Source organism: Prevotella amnii CRIS 21A-A, assembly GCF_000177355.1.
GTDB lineage: Bacteria > Bacteroidota > Bacteroidia > Bacteroidales > Bacteroidaceae > Prevotella > Prevotella amnii.
Window position 1 is genome coordinate 1 of sequence record NZ_ADFQ01000075.1, and the last position, 22,349, is coordinate 22,349.

Annotated in this window: 14 protein-coding genes; 2 read left to right on the forward strand and 12 right to left on the reverse strand. The window is 35.3% G+C overall.

All coding sequences use genetic code 11. The features are described 5' to 3' along the window. Positions 1–285: 285 nt before the first annotated feature. From mutL to guaB, 5 genes are all read right to left on the reverse strand, one after another. Entirely contained in the window at positions 286–2,223 is a 1,938-nt protein-coding gene (gene mutL / locus HMPREF9018_RS06450) for a DNA mismatch repair endonuclease MutL (protein WP_008449691.1), read from the reverse strand. A 328-nt stretch (positions 2,224–2,551) separates the two neighbouring features. Beyond that, complete coding sequence (locus HMPREF9018_RS06460; protein ID WP_039864600.1) at positions 2,552–4,441, reverse strand: OstA-like protein; 1,890 nt, start codon at positions 4,439–4,441, stop codon at positions 2,552–2,554. Positions 4,442–4,491: 50 nt separating this feature from the next. Then, the gene (locus HMPREF9018_RS06465; protein WP_039864601.1) at positions 4,492–5,949 is read right to left on the reverse strand and encodes a peptidylprolyl isomerase; all 1,458 of its coding nucleotides are present in this window, start codon (positions 5,947–5,949) and stop codon (positions 4,492–4,494) included. Next, entirely contained in the window at positions 5,936–7,093 is a 1,158-nt protein-coding gene (locus tag HMPREF9018_RS06470; RefSeq protein WP_008449706.1) for a peptidylprolyl isomerase, read from the reverse strand. Before HMPREF9018_RS06470 ends, HMPREF9018_RS06465 begins: the two co-directional genes overlap by 14 nt. A gap of 94 nt (positions 7,094–7,187) precedes the next feature. Then, positions 7,188–8,672, reverse strand: coding sequence for an IMP dehydrogenase (guaB, locus tag HMPREF9018_RS06475; RefSeq protein WP_008449700.1), 1,485 nt, complete (start codon positions 8,670–8,672; stop codon positions 7,188–7,190). 374 nt (positions 8,673–9,046) lie between these two features. On the opposite strand from guaB, the gene mtgA reads away from it, so the two are divergent. Both mtgA and HMPREF9018_RS06490 read left to right on the forward strand, forming a co-directional pair. Further along, entirely contained in the window at positions 9,047–9,736 is a 690-nt protein-coding gene (gene mtgA, locus HMPREF9018_RS06485) for a monofunctional biosynthetic peptidoglycan transglycosylase (protein ID WP_008449613.1), read from the forward strand. Between the two features lie 6 nt (positions 9,737–9,742). Further along, positions 9,743–12,280, forward strand: a complete 2,538-nt coding sequence (locus HMPREF9018_RS06490) for an ATP-dependent helicase (RefSeq protein WP_008449618.1) — start codon at positions 9,743–9,745, stop codon at positions 12,278–12,280. Between the two features lie 46 nt (positions 12,281–12,326). Here HMPREF9018_RS06490 and HMPREF9018_RS06495 read toward each other — a convergent pair whose 3' ends face one another. The 7 genes from HMPREF9018_RS06495 to nusA all read right to left on the reverse strand — a co-directional run bounded on the left by HMPREF9018_RS06495 (position 12,327) and on the right by nusA (position 22,348). Beyond that, entirely contained in the window at positions 12,327–12,929 is a 603-nt protein-coding gene (locus tag HMPREF9018_RS06495; RefSeq protein ID WP_008449679.1) for a ribonuclease HII, read from the reverse strand. A 13-nt stretch (positions 12,930–12,942) separates the two neighbouring features. Next, complete coding sequence (locus tag HMPREF9018_RS06500; RefSeq protein ID WP_008449620.1) at positions 12,943–14,160, reverse strand: aminotransferase class V-fold PLP-dependent enzyme; 1,218 nt, start codon at positions 14,158–14,160, stop codon at positions 12,943–12,945. Between the two features lie 15 nt (positions 14,161–14,175). Beyond that, positions 14,176–15,519: a Fe-S cluster assembly protein SufD gene (gene sufD, locus HMPREF9018_RS06505; RefSeq protein WP_008449723.1), complete on the reverse strand. Its 1,344-nt coding sequence runs from the start codon at positions 15,517–15,519 to the stop codon at positions 14,176–14,178. 7 nt (positions 15,520–15,526) lie between these two features. Next, positions 15,527–16,282, reverse strand: a complete 756-nt coding sequence (gene sufC / locus HMPREF9018_RS06510; RefSeq protein WP_008449770.1) for a Fe-S cluster assembly ATPase SufC — start codon at positions 16,280–16,282, stop codon at positions 15,527–15,529. 179 nt (positions 16,283–16,461) lie between these two features. Next, positions 16,462–17,907 carry a Fe-S cluster assembly protein SufB gene (sufB, locus tag HMPREF9018_RS06515; protein ID WP_008449708.1) on the reverse strand — a complete coding sequence of 482 codons (1,446 nt, stop codon included), beginning with the start codon at positions 17,905–17,907 and terminating at the stop codon, positions 16,462–16,464. Between the two features lie 132 nt (positions 17,908–18,039). Next, entirely contained in the window at positions 18,040–20,940 is a 2,901-nt protein-coding gene (infB, locus tag HMPREF9018_RS06520) for a translation initiation factor IF-2 (RefSeq protein WP_008449616.1), read from the reverse strand. 142 nt (positions 20,941–21,082) lie between these two features. Continuing rightward, entirely contained in the window at positions 21,083–22,348 is a 1,266-nt protein-coding gene (gene nusA, locus HMPREF9018_RS06525) for a transcription termination factor NusA (protein WP_008449634.1), read from the reverse strand. Position 22,349: the final 1 nt, after the last annotated feature.

Sequence of the window (22,349 nt, forward strand, 5' to 3'; positions counted from 1 at the left end):
TTTTATTTGTTAGTATGAAAAACTACAAATATAAGGTGTTTAAAAGCTGGATAGGCTTATCTTTGCAAGAGAGAAAAGCCATTAGTTGTAGGAGAAAGAATAACTTGTGAAAATAAAAAACAACCTATTTTTGTAGCATTTTTAATTTATTTTTGCACCAAAAATAGGTTATTTTTGTTCCGTATAGATGTTTTATTATTATACTAATAGTAATGTTTTGTTATTTAAAATGTTAGTTTTTATAATATATAAAATAGTTGCTTATAGAGAAATTCTTTCATTTTTCTAAAACAGATGATCTATATCTTGCTGTTTTAAAATAGCAATAATCGTTTTACCATTAGGTGTATAATTGACAGTATCACAAGCAAAAAGGTCGTTCACAAGCGATTCCATCTCTTTATTTCCTAATACTTGTCCTACAGGAATAGCAGCATTGTATGCTAATTTGGTGGCTATGGATATGTTAATTTCTTCTTTTATACTTATATTCTTTTCACTTGCTGTGACTATAATTTCTTGTACAAGGTTTATTGTGTTTAGCCCTTCTAATCCTATGGGAACCCCGTTTATAGCAAAGCTATCTCCTCCTATATTATCTATTTGAAAACCAATATCATGCATTTCGGGTAATATCTTTTCAAGGATAGAGTGTTCTGTCTTTGTCAGATGTATTACTTCAGGGAATAATACCTTTTGGCTATGCCCTTTATGTTCTGTGAATTGTTTTAGATAATTTTCATATAAAATCCTTATGTGTGCACGATGCTGATCTATAAACATAAGTCCAGATTTTATAGCTGTTATAATATATCTTCCTTTATATTGATAATGAGATGGAGATTTTTCTTCTATGGCAGTTGCAATATCTTTAGATAGTTTCGATTGTATTAAAATTTCTTCACCATTTTCGTCAAAATCTAAATCCAGCAAAGAGGTTTGTTGTATATTATTAGTAGTAGTGTTATTCTGTAAAGAGCCTGCGTATAGTTCTTCCCAATTATCAGTATTAACTTTTATGTGGTTAGAAACGTTGGAGTTAATATTATATTTTGGGTTATCAGTATTATTATTAGTAGTAGTTATATGGTTTTCTTTATCAGAAAAACTATTTTCTAAGAATGGGTTGAAGTTAGGATTAAAATTAGTTTCAGGAGCAGCAGTTTCGTTATTTGGTGAAAACACAGGAATGTCAGGACGTCCTTCAGTATCGAAGTCAATGGAAGAAACATCATAAAATTTACCTATAGTATCGCGAACAGCAGCCATAAGAATTTGCCAAATAGCCTGTTCGTTTTCAAATTTTATTTCAGTTTTTGTAGGATGAATATTAACATCAATATTTTCTGGTGGTACGTCGAAATAGATAAAATAAGGAACCATTTCTCCTTGCGGTATAAGACGTTCATAAGCAGACATTATAGCTTTATGAAAATAAGGATGCTTCATATAGCGTTCATTAACAAAAAGGTATTGGTGAACTCCTTTTTTCTTGGCAGACTCAGGCTTTCCTACAAAGCCATGGATATTGCACAGGGTAGTTTCGATATCTATGGGTAATAAACTTTGATTTAGTCGTTTACCAAATATTTCTATAACGCGTTGTTTAAAACTACCTCTTCGAAGATTATATACTTCAGAGCCATTGCTGTGAAGAGTAAAATTTATATCAGGGTAAACCAGAGCTATACGCTGAAAAGCTGTAATAATATTGTTAAGCTCTGTAGTGTTTGACTTTAGAAATTTTCTTCTTGCAGGCACATTGAAGAATAAGTTTTCTATCAGGAAATTGCTCCCTATAGTGCATTGACATGGCTCTTGTGCTATAAATTTACCCCCAGAAATAGATAAATGGCAGCCTAACTCTTGACCCTCTATGCGTGTTTTCAGTTCTACTTGTGATACAGCAGCAATAGAGGCAAGTGCTTCTCCACGAAAGCCCATTGTGTGTAAGGCAAAGAGATCATCAGCTTTTCTAATTTTAGAGGTTGCATGTCGTTCAAAGGATAGTCGTGCATCTGTGTCAGACATACCTTTACCATTATCAATAACCTGTATTGATGTGCGTCCTGAATCTATTACTAATACGTTGATTATGGTGGCTTTAGCGTCAACAGAATTTTCAACTAACTCTTTAATTACAGATGCAGGACGCTGTATAACCTCGCCTGCAGCTATTTGATTGGCAACACTGTCGGGTAATAATTGTATTATATCGCTCATAAAAAATATCTATAAAAACAAATATACACAGCTCCAAGTAATGCTATAAGTATTAATCCTATTAGTCCAAGTGGGATAATATTAAAATAGTTTCTTCTTTTTACTCTTTGGTAATTATTATTAAACTCTTCTCTGACTCGTTCTTTTATTCTTTCGCGTCTATAAAGAGATGAATTTATATTATTATCCTCTGAGCATAACTTATGTTGTATATACTTTTCTTTTAATTTCTCAATAAATTCCTTTCGCTCATCAACGTAAATATATTCATGGTGAAATCGTCGAGGTTTTCTTTTATAAAAAAATAGCATTGTTTTTTTATTTTGTCTTATTTCCGTCCTTCAATATGTTGCATAGGAGGAGGAGCTACTTGCGCATTGCGTATAGTTGTTGCAGACATACGAGCAGCTTTACGAAAAATATCATTTTTATCCTTAGGTCTCACTTCTTCGAACCATTCGAAATGTGGAAGTTTAAGGCGTTCAGGTGGTATCTGTGTCATAGGACTGAGTGTTCCTACCGATTTCGATAGCCATATTTTTTCCATTTGCTGCTTATCGTTTATAAACATACGTAACGTGTCGGTTTCTGTGTAATTATGCCCCATAAGGGTGGTATCATTCTTTTCAGTATAATAGTATATTGATAGTACGTTGCCTATAGCATCTACTCTACGAATATTACCATTAGTAAAGAAGGCATGCATCATCTTTGAAGATAACTGATTATAATGTGTTTTATCATGTAGCTGTTCTATAGAAAAAGCATTTCCAAAGATATATGCCTCGCGAACGGTAGAATCGTTCATGTAAGTGCGAATAGAGTCGCCTACTAATTGTCGGTTGCCGCTCCATATAATAGGATAATCGTACATAGTAATGGTAGAGTCTTTTGTGTTTGTTACTAAGAATCCACATACTCCTTGTATGTCTGCACGATAAGCACGTACATTATTTACACCATATATTTTTCTATACATCTGTGGTGTGTTCATATTAAAACCTTTCATGCTAATAGTATCAGCATGTATATAGAGAGTATCTTTGCTTTGTGAAAAATCCATAATCTCTGCGCCCGGATTTCCTCCAAAGCCAATAGCAGCAGAATCGGTGTAATGGATATAGTCTCCTTTAAAAGCATGCTTTTCTTTATGATCTATAAAGAAAACGTTTCCTTTGCCTTCTCCTTCGTTAGTTTTGCTATTATAAAAAAGGTTGTTGCCTGTCATGGTGCGTTGCTTTTTTTTATCTACTATCTTTACGTTTCCATGTCCTTCGCTATAACCTGTTTTAGAATTATAGATAATCTTATCACCAAACATGGTGCGCTGCTCGCGGTTGTCTATTATCTTTACGTTTCCATTACCTTCACTATATCCTGTTTTAGAGTTATAAATAACATCTTCTCCAGTAATAATGCGTTTATTAACTTTATCTACAATTTTTACTTTACCATGACCTGTAGCATCTCCTGTATTACTATTATAAGTAATATAATCACCCTCAACATCACGTTGAGGAGATTTTATTGTAGAGCGACCGTTGAGAGTCATATCATCTGATATACTATTATATGTACCGTCACTAGTATGTATAATTTCGCCTTTTCTTGTGCGAATGACCGAAGGACCTACTACGTGTAGTTCTCCGGTCTCAGTGTTACCATGTGCAGTAGGAGTGGTTATGTGATATTTATAGCTACGCATTATCACATTCCCATAGAAATTTGCATCTTTTGTTTCTGTGTTATAATCGCCTTGGTCGGCAATAATAGTGTTCCCATTATATACTAAAGTGCCACGTCCTCCAAAGAAATTAGCTTCCTTAGATGCCATATTATAATCTAAGCTATCACATCTAAGTGATCTTCTTGGCTCACGTAGCATTACCTTACCACGTGCTCTTAGCATCTGATTAAAACCTTCGTAAAAAGCACGTTCACTATTTAGCGTTATACCTCCTTGATGAGTAATGTATACATGTCCAAAAGCAGAGAAGCTGTTTTCTACATTGTTTAAATAAGCACTATCGCACCTTAGTGTTGAACCTTTATAACGCATTATAACATTACCCTTAGCTACTTGCACATTTGTCTGATCATTAGGACTGTGCCGAAGTATATCAGCATGATCTAAAAAAATCTTTGCTATTGAAGCCTTTCTTTTTACCTGTGCACACAAAGGTTCTGATAGGCATATCCCAAAAAGGCATAATACCATTTTTATAATGATAATATGCCTAGTCAATTCTTTATATAAACGGTATGAAATCATCTAACCCAACCTTCATATTGATATTTTCCATTTCTATATTGTGGTAACATTCTTACATAGGTGTCTTTAATTTTCTTTACTACCCAATCATGAATTACCTGTCTACGACGATTAGCAAGCACAATATTTTTCATTTCTTGGAAATCCTCTGTTATTGATGCACGATGCTCAGGTGTACGCGATTTTAGCTTTACTATAGCGCAAACAATCTTACCCTTTGTGTTAGTCATAGTAAAAGGAGCTGAGATCTCATTCACTTTCATTGTATCTACAACACGTGCTACCTCTGTGGGAAGATCTTGCATTCTAAAACGTGAAGTACGAGCATTGGTAGAGGAATTAACCATTAATCCATGACTGTTTTTTGTGTCTTTATCATCTGACATATAAGCTGTTACTGCTTCAAAAGTGTATTTTTTAGAGCGAATATCATTACCTATAGAGTCTAATTTGTTTTTTGCTGCATCTATAGCTGCTTGTGATACTTTTGGCTTTAATAAAATATGGCGAACGTTTATTTTATCACCTCGCTTATCAATAAGCTGAATAATATGATAGCCAAACTCACTTTCTACGATTTTTGATATTTTTTTAGGATCAGTAAGATTAAAAGCTGCGCCAGCAAAAGCGGGATCGAGAGACGCCCTACCTATAAAACCTAATTCTCCGCCTTGACGAGCAGAGCCAGGATCTTCTGAATAAAGTCGAGCTAAGGTCTCAAATGTTGTTTCTCCATTATTTATACGATTAGTATAATCGCGTAGCTGATTTTTTATTCTGTTAATTTCTTCTACTTCTATTTTAGGAGTTTGAGTAAGTATCTCTACTTCTACTTGTGTAGGAACGATAGGAATGCTATCTATAGGTATTTTATTAAAATAAGTGCGCACTTCTGATGGCGATACTTTTATGTCAGAAACTAATTTTTCTTGCATCTTTTGAACAAGTTGACGATTCTTGTAGTCATCGTGTAAGTCTTGGCGTATTTGTGCTAAACTTTTATGTTGGAACTCTTCTAATCGTTCCTTTGAGCCAATTTGAGGAAGTGAAATCCAGTAGTTTATCTGCTGTTCTACTCCTTGATAAATTTCACTTTCTGTAATTGTTAAGCTATCGAGGGCTGCTTGATGAAGAAAAAGCTTTTGTACAGCAATCTGTTCTGGTATAAGATATTCTGGGTCACCTGCCCATTTTGTGCCTTCAGCTTCACCTTGTAGCTTGGTAATTTCTACTTCTGAACGTAGAATAGGCTCATCTCCTACAACCCAAATCACTTCATCTATGATATTTTTCTTACTTATAGGTGTGTTATTAGGTTGTTGTACTATAGTTTTTGTTGTATCGTCTTTTGTATATAAAGATCTTTTAGTATTGTAAATACCTGCACGAATACTCATTATTGATAGTGCTGTACAAAATAACAGCATTATTTTTTTTACTTTATTTATCTTCATTAGCTTTAAATATCTTACGTATTATCGACAATTCTTTTTTATTGATAACAACATTATATTTATGTTTTAATTCTTTTTCCCAAATATGTTCAAGAAATTGTTTATAACATATTTTTATAAGTGGCAGATTATCTTTAAATGAGATTATATTATTACTTTTGTTTTTATTGATATTGCGAAAAATCTTTTTGTGCTTACTAAAATAATGTTGTAATTCTTTTTCATTATTAAGTAAGCTATCTAATTTCCTTTGTGTTATAGCAGCTACTAATAATCCGTCATGTATTTCACGACGTAAATTCTCATCTATAATAGTATTGGCTTTTCTTTTTGTGTCAATATCAGAGATGGCTTCTGTATAAGGAATTTTATTTTGTTGTTGTTCTATAATTTGTTTGCGAAGATTAGATTTTTCTATTTGTAGTATTAATTGTGGACGTATAACCTTATATGTAGGAAATTTTTCACGACCTATAAGTTTTAAAATATGTAATCCAAATGGAGAGCTAATAGGCCTACATATTTCACCCACCTTCATAGTAGAGAGAACTTTCTCTACATCTTCTAACATATTATTTTTAGTAGCTATAAAAAAGACACCTTCTTCTTTTCTATTAGAATATTTCTTTGCAAGAGTTTCAAAATTGTCTCCATGTTGTAGTGCAATATAAATAGAATCGGCAAGCAGATGTATTTTATCTTCTTCATAAGCAGTAGAATGTTGCTTAATACTTAAGAAAATTTCTCCATAACGAAATAGTCCTCCATTATTATTTATCTCGTCATTATAGATACGATACAGAAGATTAGCATTTTGTTCAAAAGGAGTTGATTTAAAATTGTCTTTTATATAAGTTTTAGGTTCTTCTTTATGCGAAAGAAGAACATCTATATCATTGTTAAGTGAAGAAAGTTTATCAAGTTGTGCTTCTTCAGCGGCAGCTACTTTTTGTTTATAAACAGCATACTGCTTAGCAAAAGCAGTCACACTAATGTGTTGACTGCCTTTATTATTCTTTTTGTAAGCATATTCGAATTCTTCTCTAGTAACAACCTTACCATTAATAGACATAACAACAGAGCTACTTTGAGCTATAGCTTGCCATCTTGTTATAAGAAGAAGAAGTAATAATATTATTTTCATCTACTTTTTATCAGACTACAAAGATAAGGATTTTTTTCTGTTTGTTGAAAAAAATAATGTAAGTTAACGTTAATAGCTAAATAGCATTATCCTTTTAATCATGACGTGAATAGTTAGGTGCTTCACTTGTGATAGATATATCATGAGGGTGGCTTTCTAATATTCCAGCATTAGTAATGCGTGTAAACTTAGCTTTATGGAGTTGTTTTATAGAAGCTGAACCACAATATCCCATACCAGAACGCAAACCTCCTACAAGTTGATAAACCACTTCTTGAACCGTACCTTTGTAAGGAACTCTTCCTGCAATACCTTCTGGTACAAGTTTTTTAATATCGCTTACATCGCCTTGGAAGTAACGATCGCGAGAGCCATTCTTTTGTTCCATAGCCTCAAGCGAGCCCATTCCCCGATAGCTTTTAAATTTACGCCCATTAAAAATAATAGTATCGCCAGGACTTTCTTCTGTACCAGCTACTAAAGAACCTATCATAACAGAACTTCCTCCAGCAGCCAAAGCCTTTACAATATCGCCAGAATAACGTAATCCGCCATCTGCAATTAAAGGAACATCTGTATCTTTTAAAGCAGAATAAACATCATATATAGCACTCAGTTGAGGAACTCCAACACCAGCAACAACTCGAGTAGTACAAATAGATCCTGGTCCAATACCCACTTTAACAGCATCTGCACCATTCTTTAAAAGGAACTTAGCAGCATCTCCTGTTGCTATATTTCCTACAACAACATCTAATGAAGGAAAAGATTTTTTTACTTCCCTAAGCTTCTCTATAACTCCTATAGAATGACCATGAGCAGTATCTATAACAATAGCATCTACTCCAGCATTAACCAATGCTTGAGCACGTTCCATAGTGTCAATAGTAACACCTACTCCGGCAGCTACACGAAGACGCCCTTTATCATCTTTACAAGCCATAGGCTTGTCTTTTGCTTTTGTAATATCTTTATAAGTAATTAATCCTATAAGATGGTTGTCTTTATCTACAACAGGTAGTTTTTCAATTTTGTTTTCTTGTAATATCTCTGCAGCTTCAGATAAATTTGTTTTCTGATGAGTGGTAACAAGATTTTCACTTGTCATTACTTGATCAATACTTTTATCTAAGCAACGTTCAAAACGTAAGTCTCGATTAGTTACAATTCCTACTAAATGATTATCATCGTCAACTACAGGAATACCCCCAATATGATATTCTGCCATTATAGACAATGCTTCTTGCACTGTGCTTCCACGCCGAATAGTTACTGGATCATAAATCATACCATTTTCTGCACGTTTCACAATAGCTACTTGGCGCGCTTGTTCTTCAATAGACATATTTTTATGGATAACGCCAATACCTCCTTCTCTTGCAATAGCTATAGCCATAGAGCTTTCTGTTACAGTGTCCATTGCAGCTGTAACAAAAGGAATGTTTAGCTCAATATTACGAGAAAACTTGGTTTTTAACTGTACTTCTTTAGGGAGTACTTCAGAATAAGCTGGAATTAAAAGGACGTCATCATAGGTTAATCCGTCCATTACAATTTTTTCTGCAACAAATGAAGACATAATAAGTAAAAAATTTGTTGCATGCAAATGTACTAATTATTAGTTATTTTACAAAGATTATATGTATATTTTATATTCTCATTAAAAGATTTTAACTGAAATCTGAAAAATGATTTGTATATCTTATGAAACTATTTATAAGATAATATTTATAGAAGAAAACATAATCAAGGAGAGGAAATACAAGTATATGAATAAGAAAATAGTGTCAAGAGGAGTAAATATAAGTATAGCTACAAAAAAGAGTAACTTATATTTAAGGGAAAATATACAGAAGACTAAGGGATAATTTTAACTTTTCCATGTTGAAAGAATGATTCTTCAGAGTTTATGATTAATTTTGCATTTGCTGGTTGGGCTTTATTTTAGATTTTATGATAAAGAAAATATTAAAGATTTTCCGTTTGGTAGTAGGATTATTATTTGTATCATCAATACTTAGTGTTGTTATATATAGGTTTGTTCCTGTTGTTTTTACGCCTCTTATGTTATCACGTTGCTTTGAACAAATGAGGAAAGGAGAAGATATAAAGTTATACCATTCGTGGGTTTCTTTAAAAGAAATATCTCCTTATATGCCAGTAGCAGTAATAGCTAGTGAGGATCAGCGTTTTCTTTCTCATCACGGGTTTGATTATAAAGCTATAGAACAAGCTGCTAAAGAAAATCTTAATAGTAGTAAACGCTTACGTGGTGGTTCTACTATATCACAACAAACGGCTAAAAATGTATTTTTGTGGCAAGGGCGATCGTGGATACGAAAGGGATTAGAAGCATATTTTACATTCCTTATAGAAACAATGTGGAGTAAGCAGCGTATTATGGAGGTGTATCTTAATTCAATAGAAATGGGGAATGGTATTTATGGTGTACAAGCTGTAGCTAAACATCATTTTGGGGTTGAAGCTAAGGACCTAAGTAGAAGCAATTGTGCTTTGATAGCCGCAACATTACCAAACCCAAGGCGTTTTTCCTCTAAATCGCCAGGTCCTTATATGTATAAACGTATGAAACAAATAGAAAGGCAGATGCTTTTTATAAAACTATTCCCTAAAGAACATTAAAGTGAAATGAAAAATAAAAAAGAAATATTATTAAGTGAATTGAATCCTCATCAACGTGAAGCGGTGGAATATTGTGATGGTCCTTCATTGGTAGTAGCAGGAGCAGGCTCAGGTAAAACTCGTGTGCTTACTTATAAGATAGCTTATCTTTTAGAATCAGGATTAAAACCTTGGAATATTCTTGCCCTAACATTTACCAATAAGGCTGCTCGTGAAATGAAAGATCGTATAGCAAAAATAACAAACCAAAGCGATGCTAACCGTATTTATATGGGTACTTTTCATTCTATATTCTCACGAATTTTACGCAAAGAATCACAGTATATTGGCTATAACAGTAGTTTTACAATTTACGATGAGAGCGATTCTCGCTCGTTGCTTAAGAATATAATCAAGGTTATGGGATATGATGAAAAAGTATATAAGCTTAATATGGTGCATAACTTTATATCTATGGCGAAAAATCATCTCATTACAGCTGATAAGTATGAACAAGATAAGGCAGCCATAGATAGAGACAAGCAATGTCGTATGCCTTATGTCTATTCTATTTATAAGGCTTATGAAGCACGTTGTAAACAGGCTAATGCTATGGACTTTGACAGCATACTTGTAAACACTTACGTGTTATTCCGAGATAATGAAGATGTGAGAAACAAATATGCTAAATTATTTGAATATATTCTTGTTGATGAGTATCAGGATACTAATTATGCACAGGTAGCTATAATTACCCAACTTGTAAACATACATCAGCATATATGCGTCGTTGGAGATGATTACCAAAGCATATATTCATTTAGAGGGGCAAATATTGATAATATTCTTAATTTTAAAAATATATTTAAAGATGTACAAACGTTTAAGTTGGAGAGGAACTATCGTTCGACACAATTTATAGTAAAAGCTGCTAATTCGTTGATGAAGCATAATGAACATCAGATTTCAAAGGATGTATATTCGCAGGAAGAAGAGGGGAGTAAATTACAATATAAGCCATGTTATAGCGATAAAGAAGAAGCTATTGTTGTTGCTAAAGAGTTGCAACGTATTAAACATATTGATAATGCATCTTATTCTGATTTTGCTATTTTGTATAGAACAAATGCACAAAGTCGTACTTTTGAAGATGAATTTCGCCGTCAATCAATACCTTATAAGATTGTGGGCGGATTATCATTTTATCAGCGTAAAGAGATAAAAGATATTATAGCTTATTTTCGTCTTATTGTTAATAATAATGATGAAGAGGCTTTTCGTCGTATAATAAATTATCCTGCTCGAGGTATAGGTAAAACAACGATAGAAAAAATTATAGCTTGTGCTTCAGAAAACATGGTTAGTCTTTGGCAAGTTATAACTAATCCATTACAATATGGGCTTAAGGTAAATAGTGGAACGTTATCAAAAATAAATGAATTTATATTACTTATTAATAGCTTTGTGGCACGTCTAACGACAACAGATGCCTATTTGTTAGGGAAGGATATAGTTATGCAAAGTAAAATATCTAATGATATTTACTCTAACTCTGATACCGAATCTTTGTCGAAACAAGAAAATCTTGAAGAGTTTCTTTCTGCAATGCAAGAGTTTGTAGATACTGCACGTGAAGAAAACAGAGAAGATAATGTTTTTCTTACTGATTATTTACAAGAAATAGCTTTATATTCTGATAATGATAAGACTGATGATGATTCCCCAAAGGTAACAATGATGACAATTCATGCAGCTAAGGGGTTAGAATATCCTACTGTTTTTATTGTGGGTTTGGAAGAAAATATTTTTCCTAGTCCGATGTCAGCAAATTCAAGACGTGAAATAGAAGAAGAGCGTAGACTCTTATATGTAGCTATTACTCGTGCAGGTCGTCATTGTATTATTACTAATGCCAAGAATCGTTTCCGTTATGGCGCGATGCAGTTTGATACTCCAAGTCGTTTTATTAAGGATATAGATCCGAATCTTATTTGTAAGGAAGAGAGTATGATGGCTGATAATAGTTGTTATAAAGAGCGGGTAGGAAGCATAAAAAACGAAAGTTATACATCACAATATAGAGGCTATAGAGCCAATAAAACTCAGGAATATGAGCCTAATAAGCCATATTTGGGTAGCAGGCAATATGGTAGCGATTATAAACGGCTTGACAGTAGATTCCAAAATAATAATCCTGTAGGTAGCCAGTTTCGTGCGGATCCTAAACCTAAGATAACGGAGCGTAAACGTGCCGAGGTGGCAGTCGACCCTTTATCAGCACGTGCAAAGAGCATATTATTGTCAGAAGGAGGTAATTTCCGTCGTTTATCAGCAGCTATTACTAATGGAGGAAGGGTAATGCAAAATGCTGATGAATCAGATATAAAGTCTAAGGTTAATGATAAATTAATAGGAGTAGGTACAATTATAGAGCATCAGAGGTTTGGTATAGGAGAGGTTTTAAGTATAGAGGGGCAAGGAGAGAATGCAAAGGCAAAGATCTCTTTTAAGGAAGCTGGTATAAGAACTCTATTATTAAAATTTTCTAAATATAAAATTTTATAATGTTAAATTATAATTTAAGTTATATAATAAAAACATAGAATACATATTAAAATAACAGTAGTTGTTTAGTTTCGCCAAGTAGTTTAAAACTCTTACGATGATAAGGAGTAATACCATATTTAGCAATAGCTTGTCGGTGTGCTTTAGTAGGGTATCCCATGTTATGTTCCCATTCGTATTGGGGATATTTTTTAGCAAGAGTACACATATAATCATCTCGATATGTTTTTGCTAATATAGAAGCAGCTGCTATTGATAAGTATTTGCCATCACCTTTAATAATAGTAGTATAGGGTATGTTGTGATAGGGTTTGAAGCGATTTCCGTCTATTATGATAGCTTCAGGGCGAATAATAAGCTGATCGAGTGCACGATGCATGGCAAGAATACTGGCGTTAAGTATATTTATCCGATCTATTTCTTCTGGAGTAACTTTACCTATTGCCCATGCTACAGCGTTAAGTTCTATATCTTTACGTAAGGCGTAGCGTGTCTTTGAAGATAGTTTTTTAGAATCATTGAGATGCTCATTACAATAGGTTTTAGGTAGTATAACAGCAGCAGCATATACACTACCTGCTAAGCAACCACGCCCAGCCTCATCGCAGCCAGCTTCACATAGCCCAATATTATATTGAGAATATAGCATTTAATAGTGTTCTTTAAAACATAGTTAAAACTTTTTTCAGACCTTTTACGAGCTCATCTACTTCTTCTTTTGTGTTATATAGTCCAAAAGAAGCACGTACAGTACCTAATGTGCCTAAAGTCTCAATTAGGGGTTGAGCACAATGATGTCCTGTCCTAACAGCAATACCTAACTGGTCGAGCAATGTGCCAATATCCATATGGTGAATATTGCCAACGTTAAAGCTGATAACGGCATCTCCAAAATTATCAGTATGACCATATATGTGTATATCTTTTATCTCACGGAGTTGTTGCAAGGCATAACGAGTTAGCTCTTGCTCATGGGCAAAGATGTTATCCATACCTAAATGAGTAACGTAATTAATGGCAGTAGCTAAGCCATGGGTGGCGATATAATCAGGTGTACCAGCTTCAAACTTTAGTGGTGGACGTTCGAAGGTTGTTTTTTCAAAGCTAACGTGTTCTATCATTTCACCTCCACCTTGATATGGTGGTAGCTTGTCTAACCATTCTTCTTTACCATAGAGAACGCCTACCCCTGTAGGGCCATATATTTTATGTCCACTAAAAGCAAGGAAGTCGCAGTCAAGTTGTTGTACATCTACTTTAAAATGAGGTACACTTTGTGCGCCGTCTAACATAACAGGTACGTTATGTTCATGTGCTATACTTATTATTTTTTTTACAGGATTTATAGTGCCAAGCACATTACTAACATGAGTTATGCTTACAAGTTTGGTATGAGGAGTGAAGAGTTTAGTATAAACTTTCAGGTCTAACTCTCCAGCTTTAGTCAGAGGAATGACTTTTAATGCTATTCCTTTTTTGGCAGCCTGCAATTGCCAAGGTACTATATTAGAGTGGTGTTCCATAGTGGAAATTATAACCTCATCACCTTCTTTAAGAAATCCATCAGCGAAAGAAGACGCTATTAGGTTGAGGCTTTCTGTTGTCCCACGTGTGAAAACTATTTCGGTTATAGACTTAGCATTGATGAATTGTCTTACTGTTTCACGTGCTGCTTCATGTAGGTCTGTAGCTTGTTGTGAAAGCCAATGTACACCACGATGTACATTAGCATTAACATTAATATATTCATTGTGCATAGCCTCTAACACGGAAAGGGGCTTTTGTGTAGTAGCCCCGTTATCTAAATACACTAAAGGCTTGCCATGAATGGTGCGTGATAGGATAGGGAAATCGGCTCGTACCTTATTAGTGTCATACATAAATATATTCCTTTCTTATTTACAAATTTTACATCTGTTACATTTATTAAGTTCTCCACGGAAGCGTTTTTCTACTAAAAGATGTAAGCGTTCGCGTAAAGAATCGAGCTCTATTTTATCTATGACCTCGTAGATAAATGCAGTTTGGAGTAGAGTACGTGCTTCTTGCTGATCAATACCACGTTGTTGCATATAAAAAAGAGCAGCATCATTAAGTTGTCCTACTGTAGATCCGTGATTACACTGTACATCATCGGCATATATTTCTAACATGGGCTGTGAGTACATGCGTGCAGTATTAGTAGAAACAAGATTACGGTTAGTCTCTATTGAAGTTGTCTTTTGTGCTTCTTTACGTACTAAAACAAGTCCTGCAAAAGCACCTACAGCTTTGTCATTAAGTACATATTTGTAAAGCTCATGGCTCTGGCAGTGAGGTGCAGCATGATCTATGAGTGTGTTGTTGTCTACGTGTTGTTCTTTGTCGGCTATTATACAGCCATTAATAAAACACTCACTATGCTGACCTTTAAATGTCAGATTTAGCATATTACGCGTAATACCATTATGTAAAGTAATAACATTATGGCTTGCTTTAGAATAGCTTTCCTGTTGAATAAAAGCATTAGAAATACGCACATTCTTGGTATGTGTTTCCTCAAGACAATTAAGATCAATATGAGCATTGTTTCCTACAAAGGCTTCGATAACTTGTGTTGTTAGGAAATTTCTATCATCGGCAGTATCATCGCAAAAGAGGAATTGCCCTTCTGCTCCTTCTTCCAAGATAATAAGAACACGCCTATTTACCATTAGGTCTACATCAGAACGAAGAATGTTTACTATCTGTACGGTATTTTTTAATTTTACGTTTTTAGGAACATATATAAATAACCCGTCCTGTGCTAACATTGTATTTAAAGCTGTTATGCCATCTTCTGATGTCTTAGCAAGCTTTCCATAATATTTTGTAATAAGCTCTGGATAATGTGTAGCTGCTTTAGCAAGACTATCAATGATAACTCCTTCTCCTAAATAAGTATTAGGAAGTTTTTTTGTATATAATTGATCGTTTACAATAAAGTAAAGTGATGTGCTAAGATTAGGAATGCCACATTTGAAAGTTTTATAAGGGTCTATAGGTATTTCCAATCTGTTTAGATTCAAGCCGTAATTTGGTTCAAAGAGCGAATGGATATTAGTATACTTATAGCGTTCCTCTTTTTTAGAAGGGAAACCTAATTTTTTAAAATTCATAAAAGCCTCATCACGGAGGTCATTCATCACTTTTACAGACTTACTTTTAATAAGCTGTGATGCCTGTGTATATAGGTCTATATATTGTTGTTCACTTTTCATGAAATAATTAGTATTTATCAACCTCTTCTTTTATCCAATCATAACCACGTAACTCTATATCTTTAGCAAGTTCAGGACCAGCCGTTTTCACTATCTGCCCTTTATAAAGAACGTGAATAAAATCAGGTTTGATCATATCGAGTAAGCGTTCGTAGTGTGTAATGACAATAGCCGATGTCTCTTTAGTGTGCATTTTGTTAACACCTTCTGCAACTATACGCATGGCATCAACATCTAAACCTGAATCAGTCTCATCTAAGATGCTAAGTTTCGGTTCTAACATAGCCATTTGAAATATTTCATTTCTTTTCTTTTCCCCACCAGAAAAACCCTCATTAACACTGCGACGTGATAACTTTGAATCTAATTCTACGAGTTTTCTTTTTTCACGCATAAGTGTCATAAAGTCGGAGGCTTTTAAAGGCTCTAAACCTTGATATATACGCTTTGCATTTATTGCGGCTTTCATAAAATTGGTCATGCTCACACCAGGTATTTCCACTGGGTATTGGAAAGATAAGAAAAGTCCTTCACGAGCACGATCTTCTGGTTTCATTTCGAGGAGGTTTTTACCATTAAAAACTGCCATACCATCAGTAACTTTATAAAGAGGGTTACCCGTAAGAACGGCGCTTAGGGTAGACTTTCCAGACCCATTAGGTCCCATGATAGCATGTATTTCTCCGTCGTTAATAGTGAGGTTGATGCCTCTTAATATTTCTTTACCTGCAATAGTAGCATGCAAGTTTCTTACTTCTAACATAATGTTTTATATCTTATTTTGTTAATATTATCTCTAACACATATAAAAAATATCAGAAAGCCTATTGGCTTTGGTCTATTCTCTGTGCCTTATTTTCTTAAAACAGGCTTCTTTTTTTCTTATGTACCTCTTTTGGCGTTAGCCTTGAGGTAATTTCTTCATTAATAATACGTTTTTATTTATCCTACTGTTCCTTCTAATGTTACAGAAAGGAGCTTTTGCGCTTCTACAGCAAATTCCATAGGAAGTTTGTTTAACACATCTTTTGCATATCCATTCACGATTAAGCCTACAGCATCTTCCGTTGGTATACCACGTTGATTACAATAGAAAAGTTGTTCTTCGTTTATTTTAGATGTAGTTGCCTCGTGTTCTACTATGGCAGAATCGTTATGAATATCCATGTAAGGGAAAGTGTGAGCACCACATTTTGAACCTAAGAGTAGGGAGTCGCAGCTTGAATAGTTGCGTGCATTATCAGCATTAGCTGTTGCTCGCACTAAGCCTCTATATGAGTTTTGGCTATGACCGGCAGATATTCCTTTAGATATAATAGTACTTTTAGTGTTCTTTCCTATGTGTATCATTTTAGTCCCTGTATCTGCTTCCTGATAGTTATTGGTAACAGCTACTGAATAAAACTCCGCTTGAGAATTGTTTCCTCTAAGAATGCAAGAAGGATATTTCCATGTTATTGCAGACCCTGTTTCTACCTGTGTCCATGATAAAACAGAATTGGCACCTCTACATTCTCCACGCTTTGTAACAAGATTAAGTACACCGCCTTTGCCATGTTCATCGCCAGGATACCAGTTTTGCACAGTAGAATACTTAACTTCAGCATTGTTCATTACAATTATTTCTACTACAGCAGCATGTAGCTGGTTTTCATCACGCATAGGCGCAGTACAACCTTCTAAGTAGCTAACGTAGGCATTATCGTCAGCAATTATTAGCGTACGTTCAAACTGCCCTGTATTGACAGCATTTATACGAAAGTACGAACTAAGCTCCATAGGACAACGAACACCTTTTGGTATGTAAACAAATGATCCATCGCTAAAAACAGCAGAGTTAAGAGCTGATGACCAGTTGTCCTTATAAGGTACCACACTTCCTAAGTATTGACGTACTAAAGCGGGGTGCTCCTTAACAGCTTCGCCAAAAGAACAAAAGATTATACCCTTTTCTGCTAATTGTTTTTTAAAAGTAGTTTTTACAGAAACAGAGTCCATTACAGCATCAACGGCAGTACCGCTCAAAGCTAAGCGTTCCTCTAAAGGAATGCCAAGCTTATCAAATGTTTTTTCTAACTCAGGGTCAATTTCTTTATCCTTAGGCTTTTTTGCTAACGGATCAGCATAGTAAGAGATGTCCTGAAGATGTAGTTCAGGAAGGGTTAGATGCCCCCATTGGGGGATAGGAAGGGTTTGCCAATACCTGAAAGCTTCTAAACGGAAATCAAGAAGCCAGTCTGGCTCACCTTTTTTTGCCGAGATTAAACGTACAATATCTTCATTTAATCCTTTTGGAATAATATCGGTGTGTACGTCTGTTGTGAACCCAAATTCATATTTTTGCTCAGCAATCTTCTTTACATATTCGTTATTTTTGTTATCTGACATTATTTAAATCTCTTTTATTAATAAAGACAACAAATGCTATACCATAATAAAAGGCAGTAACATTTGTTGCTACGAAGATAATAAAAAATCCCCTAAATACATCGTGTATTAGGGGATTTTATTGTTATTTCATTATAATTTTTGTTCAACTTCTATTTCTGTGAATGTTTCAATAATATCTCCCGTTTGTAAATCGTTGTAATTGACGAGTGATATACCACATTCCAAACCTGTAGCGACTTCTTTAACATCGTCTTTATATCTTTTTAGAGCATCAATAGGAGCTGTGTGTATAACGATACCGTTGCGTACCACTCTTCCTTTATCTTTGTTGTGTACTTTACCTTCAGTTACCAAAGCTCCTGCCACAGTACCAACTTTTGAAATTTTAAAGACTTGTTTTACTTCTACTTGTCCTGTTATAATTTCTTTCTTTACCTTATCAAGCATACCCACCATAGTGGATTTTACATCATCAATAGCATCGTAGATAACAGAGTAAGTGTTAATCTCTACCCCCTCACGATCGGCTAAACGACGTGCTTCTGTAGATGGACGTACCTGAAAACCTACAATGACAGCATCTGATGCGCTTGCAAGCATTACATCGCTTTCAGAGATCTGACCTACTGCTTTACTAATAACATTTACATTAACTTTCTCTGTTGATAGTTTAATAAATGAATCAGACAAGGCTTCTATAGACCCATCGGTATCTCCTTTTACTATAATATTCATCTCATGAAACTCTCCACGAGCAATACGATGAGAAATATCAGACAAGGTAAGTCTGGTCTGTGTACGTAGCCCTTGCTCACGTTGTAGTTGCTCTCGCTTATTGGCTATCTCACGTGCTTCTTGCTCTGTTTCCATAACATGGAAAGTATCACCAGCTGCAGGAGCACCATTTAAACCTAATATAATGGCAGGTTCTGCAGGCTTAGCGGTTTCAATACGTTGGTTACGCTCGTTAAACATAGCTTTAATACGTCCGTATGAGGTGCCAGCAATGACATTATCTCCTATCTTTAAAGTACCATTAGAAACTAATACTGTGCTAACATAACCACGTCCTTTGTCTAAAGACGACTCGATGATAGTACCTGTAGCTTTGCGATTTGGGTTAGCTTTTAAGTCGAGCATCTCTGCTTCAAGAAGTACCTTATCTAATAAGTCTTCAACACCAATCCCTTTCTTTGCGCTAATTTCCTGACATTGATATTTACCACCCCATTCTTCTACAAGGAGATTCATCTGTGAAAGGTCTTCACGTATCTTATCAGGATTAGCTCCGGGCTTGTCTATCTTGTTTATGGCAAACACCATTGGAACGCCAGCTGCTTGTGCATGAGAAATGGCTTCACGAGTAGTAGGCATGACAGAGTCGTCGGCAGCAATAATGATTATAGCGATGTCTGTTACTTGAGTACCACGAGCACGCATAGCTGTAAAGGCCTCGTGTCCGGGAGTGTCTAAGAAGGTTACACTCTTTCCGCTACCCACTTTCACACAATATGCGCCTATATGTTGTGTGATACCACCAGCTTCACCAGCGATAACATTTGTATTACGAATATAATCGAGCAACGAAGTCTTACCATGATCTACATGACCCATCACTGTTACAATAGGAGCACGCGAGACAAGGTCATTCTCATCGTCTATTTCCTCGCTTACTGCTTCCTGTACTTCGGCAGAAACATATTCTGTTTTAAAGTTGAACTCGTCTGCTACAAGATTAATAGTCTCGGCATCTAAACGTTGATTTATAGAAACCATAATGCCTACTGACATTAATGTTGATATAACATTAGTTACAGGGACATTCATCATGGTAGCCAGTTCTGACACAGTAACAAACTCGGTAAGCTTCAAAACCTTACTTTCTCTCTTCTCTGCACGTGCTTCTGCATTAAGTTTTTCCTGTACTGCCTCACGCTTCTCTTTGCGATATTTAGCACCTTTTTTGTTTTGGGTCTTACTTGTAAGGCGAGCCAGAGTTTCCTTTACCTGACGTGCAACAGCCTCATCGTCTACCTCTAAAGGCTTATGATTGCGGTTGTTGTTATTGTTGCGGTTGTTTTTCTTGCCGCTGCCACGGTTGTTGTTGTGGCTGTTGTTGTTACTCTTGTTACGATTACCTTGCCCGCTGCCTTGCTGATTTGCAGATGCATTAATATCTACGCGTTCTTTATTAATGCGTACACGCTTTTTCTTACTTTGTGCTTTCTTTTGTTCAGCCTTGTCTTCACGCTCTTTTTTGCGCTCTTCTTTGCTCTTCTTTTTAGGGCGAGTGCTTTGATTAAGGCTACTTAAATCTATTTTACCAAGCACGTTCACTTTTGGGGCGTTAAGCATCTTTTCTTCATTTTTTGTCTTAAAGATACCTTCGTCCTTTGTCTCTGTTTCTACATTAGCTGCTCCTTGAGTAGCTATGTTTTCTACTTTCTTTTCTGTATTCACTAAAACGTTAATAGTTTCGTTTTTTATTTTAGCTTGTTTCTCTTGTTTGCTTTCTGTAGAAACTTCTGTTATTTGTGCTTCTTTTTTATCAGATAGTTTATCAGCCTTAGCTTCTTTCACCTCAGGAGTTTCTTGCTTAGGAGTTGTTACTTGTTCTGTTTTTTCATCTTTTGCTAATACTTCTTTAGAAGAATTTTTTGCAACAGATGTATCTGTACTAACAGGCTTTGCTCCCTTTGACGATGGTTTGTTCTTCTCTTGAAGGTCTATTTTACCAAGTGGGGTATATTTTTGCCTTTTAGAGGCGAACAAGCTATCTGCACTATGATTAGTTGTCTTTGTGCTTTCTTTTTTATCTTTTGCTTTCTTTTGTAGGATATCTGCGGCTTTGTCCTTTACGTCTTTATCGTTTTTAAAAGCTTTTATGAGAGCCTTATATTGATTATCGCTTAGCTTGTAGTTAACATCAATAGACTCTTCGCTTAATTCGAGCTTCTTTTGTAGAAACTCAACAGCCGTTGGAAGTCCAATGTTTAATTCTCGAATTGCTTTACTTAGTCTGATACTCATTAATTTCCTTTTTCGGTGTGGGTGTTCGTTGTAGATAGTATTACCTTTTATAGCTTTCGGTAGAGGGGTTCCGAACATGGAGCTGCAGAAGAGTCACACCCTTTAGGCTTTCTGCTAACAACCATCACCCACCAGCCATCACCTAATTGTCAAATTCGGATTTTAGAATATTCAACACATTATCTACTGTCTCCTCCTCTAAATCTGCTTTTTCTATCAACATTTCGCGTGGCGCGTTAAGTACTTGTCGGGCAGTCTCCATGCCTATACCTTTTATAGCATCTATTACCCATTGGTCTATCTCGTCAGCAAATTCGTCTAAATAGATATCATCTTCTGTCTCGTTTTCATCTAACTCACGGAAGACATCAATAGTATAATCTGTCAGCATACTTGCTAACTTGATGTTTAAACCATTGCGACCAATTGCCAAACTAACTTCTTCTGGCTGTAGATAAACTTCTGCTTTCTTAGTCTCTTCATCTATGGTGAGGCTACTTACTTTTGCTGGAGCTAATGCACGCTGTATAAACAGCTTTGTGTTAGCCGTCCATGTTATAACATCAATATTTTCGTTACATAGCTCTCTTACAATGCCATGTACACGACTACCGCGTACACCTACACATGCGCCTACAGGGTCTATACGCTCATCATAGCTTTCTACTGCTATTTTAGCACGCTCACCTGGCATACGGGCAACTTTCTTTATAGCTATCAAGCCATCATTTATTTCAGGCACTTCAGCTTCGAGCAAACGCTCTAAAAACTCGGGTGCTGTGCGCGAAAGGATAATCTTCGGATTATTATTATCATTGGTAACACGATGAATAACGGCACGGATAGTTTCTCCCTTACGATAATTATCACGAGGTATTTGCTCGCCTTTGGGCAATATCATCTCGTTATTATCTTCATCTACTAATAATACTTCGCGCTTCCATGTTTGATAAACCTCACCTGAAACAATTTGCCCTACACGGTTCTTATATTTATTATATAAAGAGTCATGCTCCAGCTCTAATATCTTTGACGCTAATGTTTGACGCAGATTGAGGATAGCACGGCGACCAAACTTATTAAAATCTATCTTCTCACTAACGTCTTCACCTACCTCAAAGTCGGGCTCTAATTTGCGAGCATCAGTAAGACTTATCTGCTTGTTTTCGTTCTCTAACTCGTCATCTGCCACAACCACACGATTACGATAGATCTCAAAGTCTCCCTTATCAGGATTTACAATAACATCAAAATTTTCGTCACTACCAAATATTTTTGCAAGCACATTGCGAAAGCTCTCTTCCAAAACGCTTACCAAAGTGGTACGGTCGATACTTTTAGTGTCTTTAAACTCCTTGAAGGTTTCGACCATATTAGGACGATCTTCTTCTATTTTTCTTGCAGCCATA

Excerpts from the sequence above, each read along its gene's own strand:
- mutL (WP_008449691.1), bottom strand. The coding sequence starts at position 2,223 with ATGAGCGATATAATACAATTATTACCCGACAGTGTTGCCAATCAAATA.
- HMPREF9018_RS06460 (WP_039864600.1), bottom strand. The coding sequence starts at position 4,441 with ATGGTATTATGCCTTTTTGGGATATGCCTATCAGAACCTTTGTGTGCA.
- HMPREF9018_RS06465 (WP_039864601.1), bottom strand. The coding sequence starts at position 5,949 with ATGAAGATAAATAAAGTAAAAAAAATAATGCTGTTATTTTGTACAGCA.
- HMPREF9018_RS06470 (WP_008449706.1), bottom strand. The coding sequence starts at position 7,093 with ATGAAAATAATATTATTACTTCTTCTTCTTATAACAAGATGGCAAGCT.
- guaB (WP_008449700.1), bottom strand. The coding sequence starts at position 8,672 with ATGTCTTCATTTGTTGCAGAAAAAATTGTAATGGACGGATTAACCTAT.
- mtgA (WP_008449613.1), top strand. The coding sequence starts at position 9,047 with ATGATAAAGAAAATATTAAAGATTTTCCGTTTGGTAGTAGGATTATTA.
- HMPREF9018_RS06490 (WP_008449618.1), top strand. The coding sequence starts at position 9,743 with ATGAAAAATAAAAAAGAAATATTATTAAGTGAATTGAATCCTCATCAA.
- HMPREF9018_RS06495 (WP_008449679.1), bottom strand. The coding sequence starts at position 12,929 with ATGCTATATTCTCAATATAATATTGGGCTATGTGAAGCTGGCTGCGAT.
- HMPREF9018_RS06500 (WP_008449620.1), bottom strand. The coding sequence starts at position 14,160 with ATGTATGACACTAATAAGGTACGAGCCGATTTCCCTATCCTATCACGC.
- sufD (WP_008449723.1), bottom strand. The coding sequence starts at position 15,519 with ATGAAAAGTGAACAACAATATATAGACCTATATACACAGGCATCACAG.
- sufC (WP_008449770.1), bottom strand. The coding sequence starts at position 16,282 with ATGTTAGAAGTAAGAAACTTGCATGCTACTATTGCAGGTAAAGAAATA.
- sufB (WP_008449708.1), bottom strand. The coding sequence starts at position 17,907 with ATGTCAGATAACAAAAATAACGAATATGTAAAGAAGATTGCTGAGCAA.
- infB (WP_008449616.1), bottom strand. The coding sequence starts at position 20,940 with ATGAGTATCAGACTAAGTAAAGCAATTCGAGAATTAAACATTGGACTT.
- nusA (WP_008449634.1), bottom strand. The coding sequence starts at position 22,348 with ATGGCTGCAAGAAAAATAGAAGAAGATCGTCCTAATATGGTCGAAACC.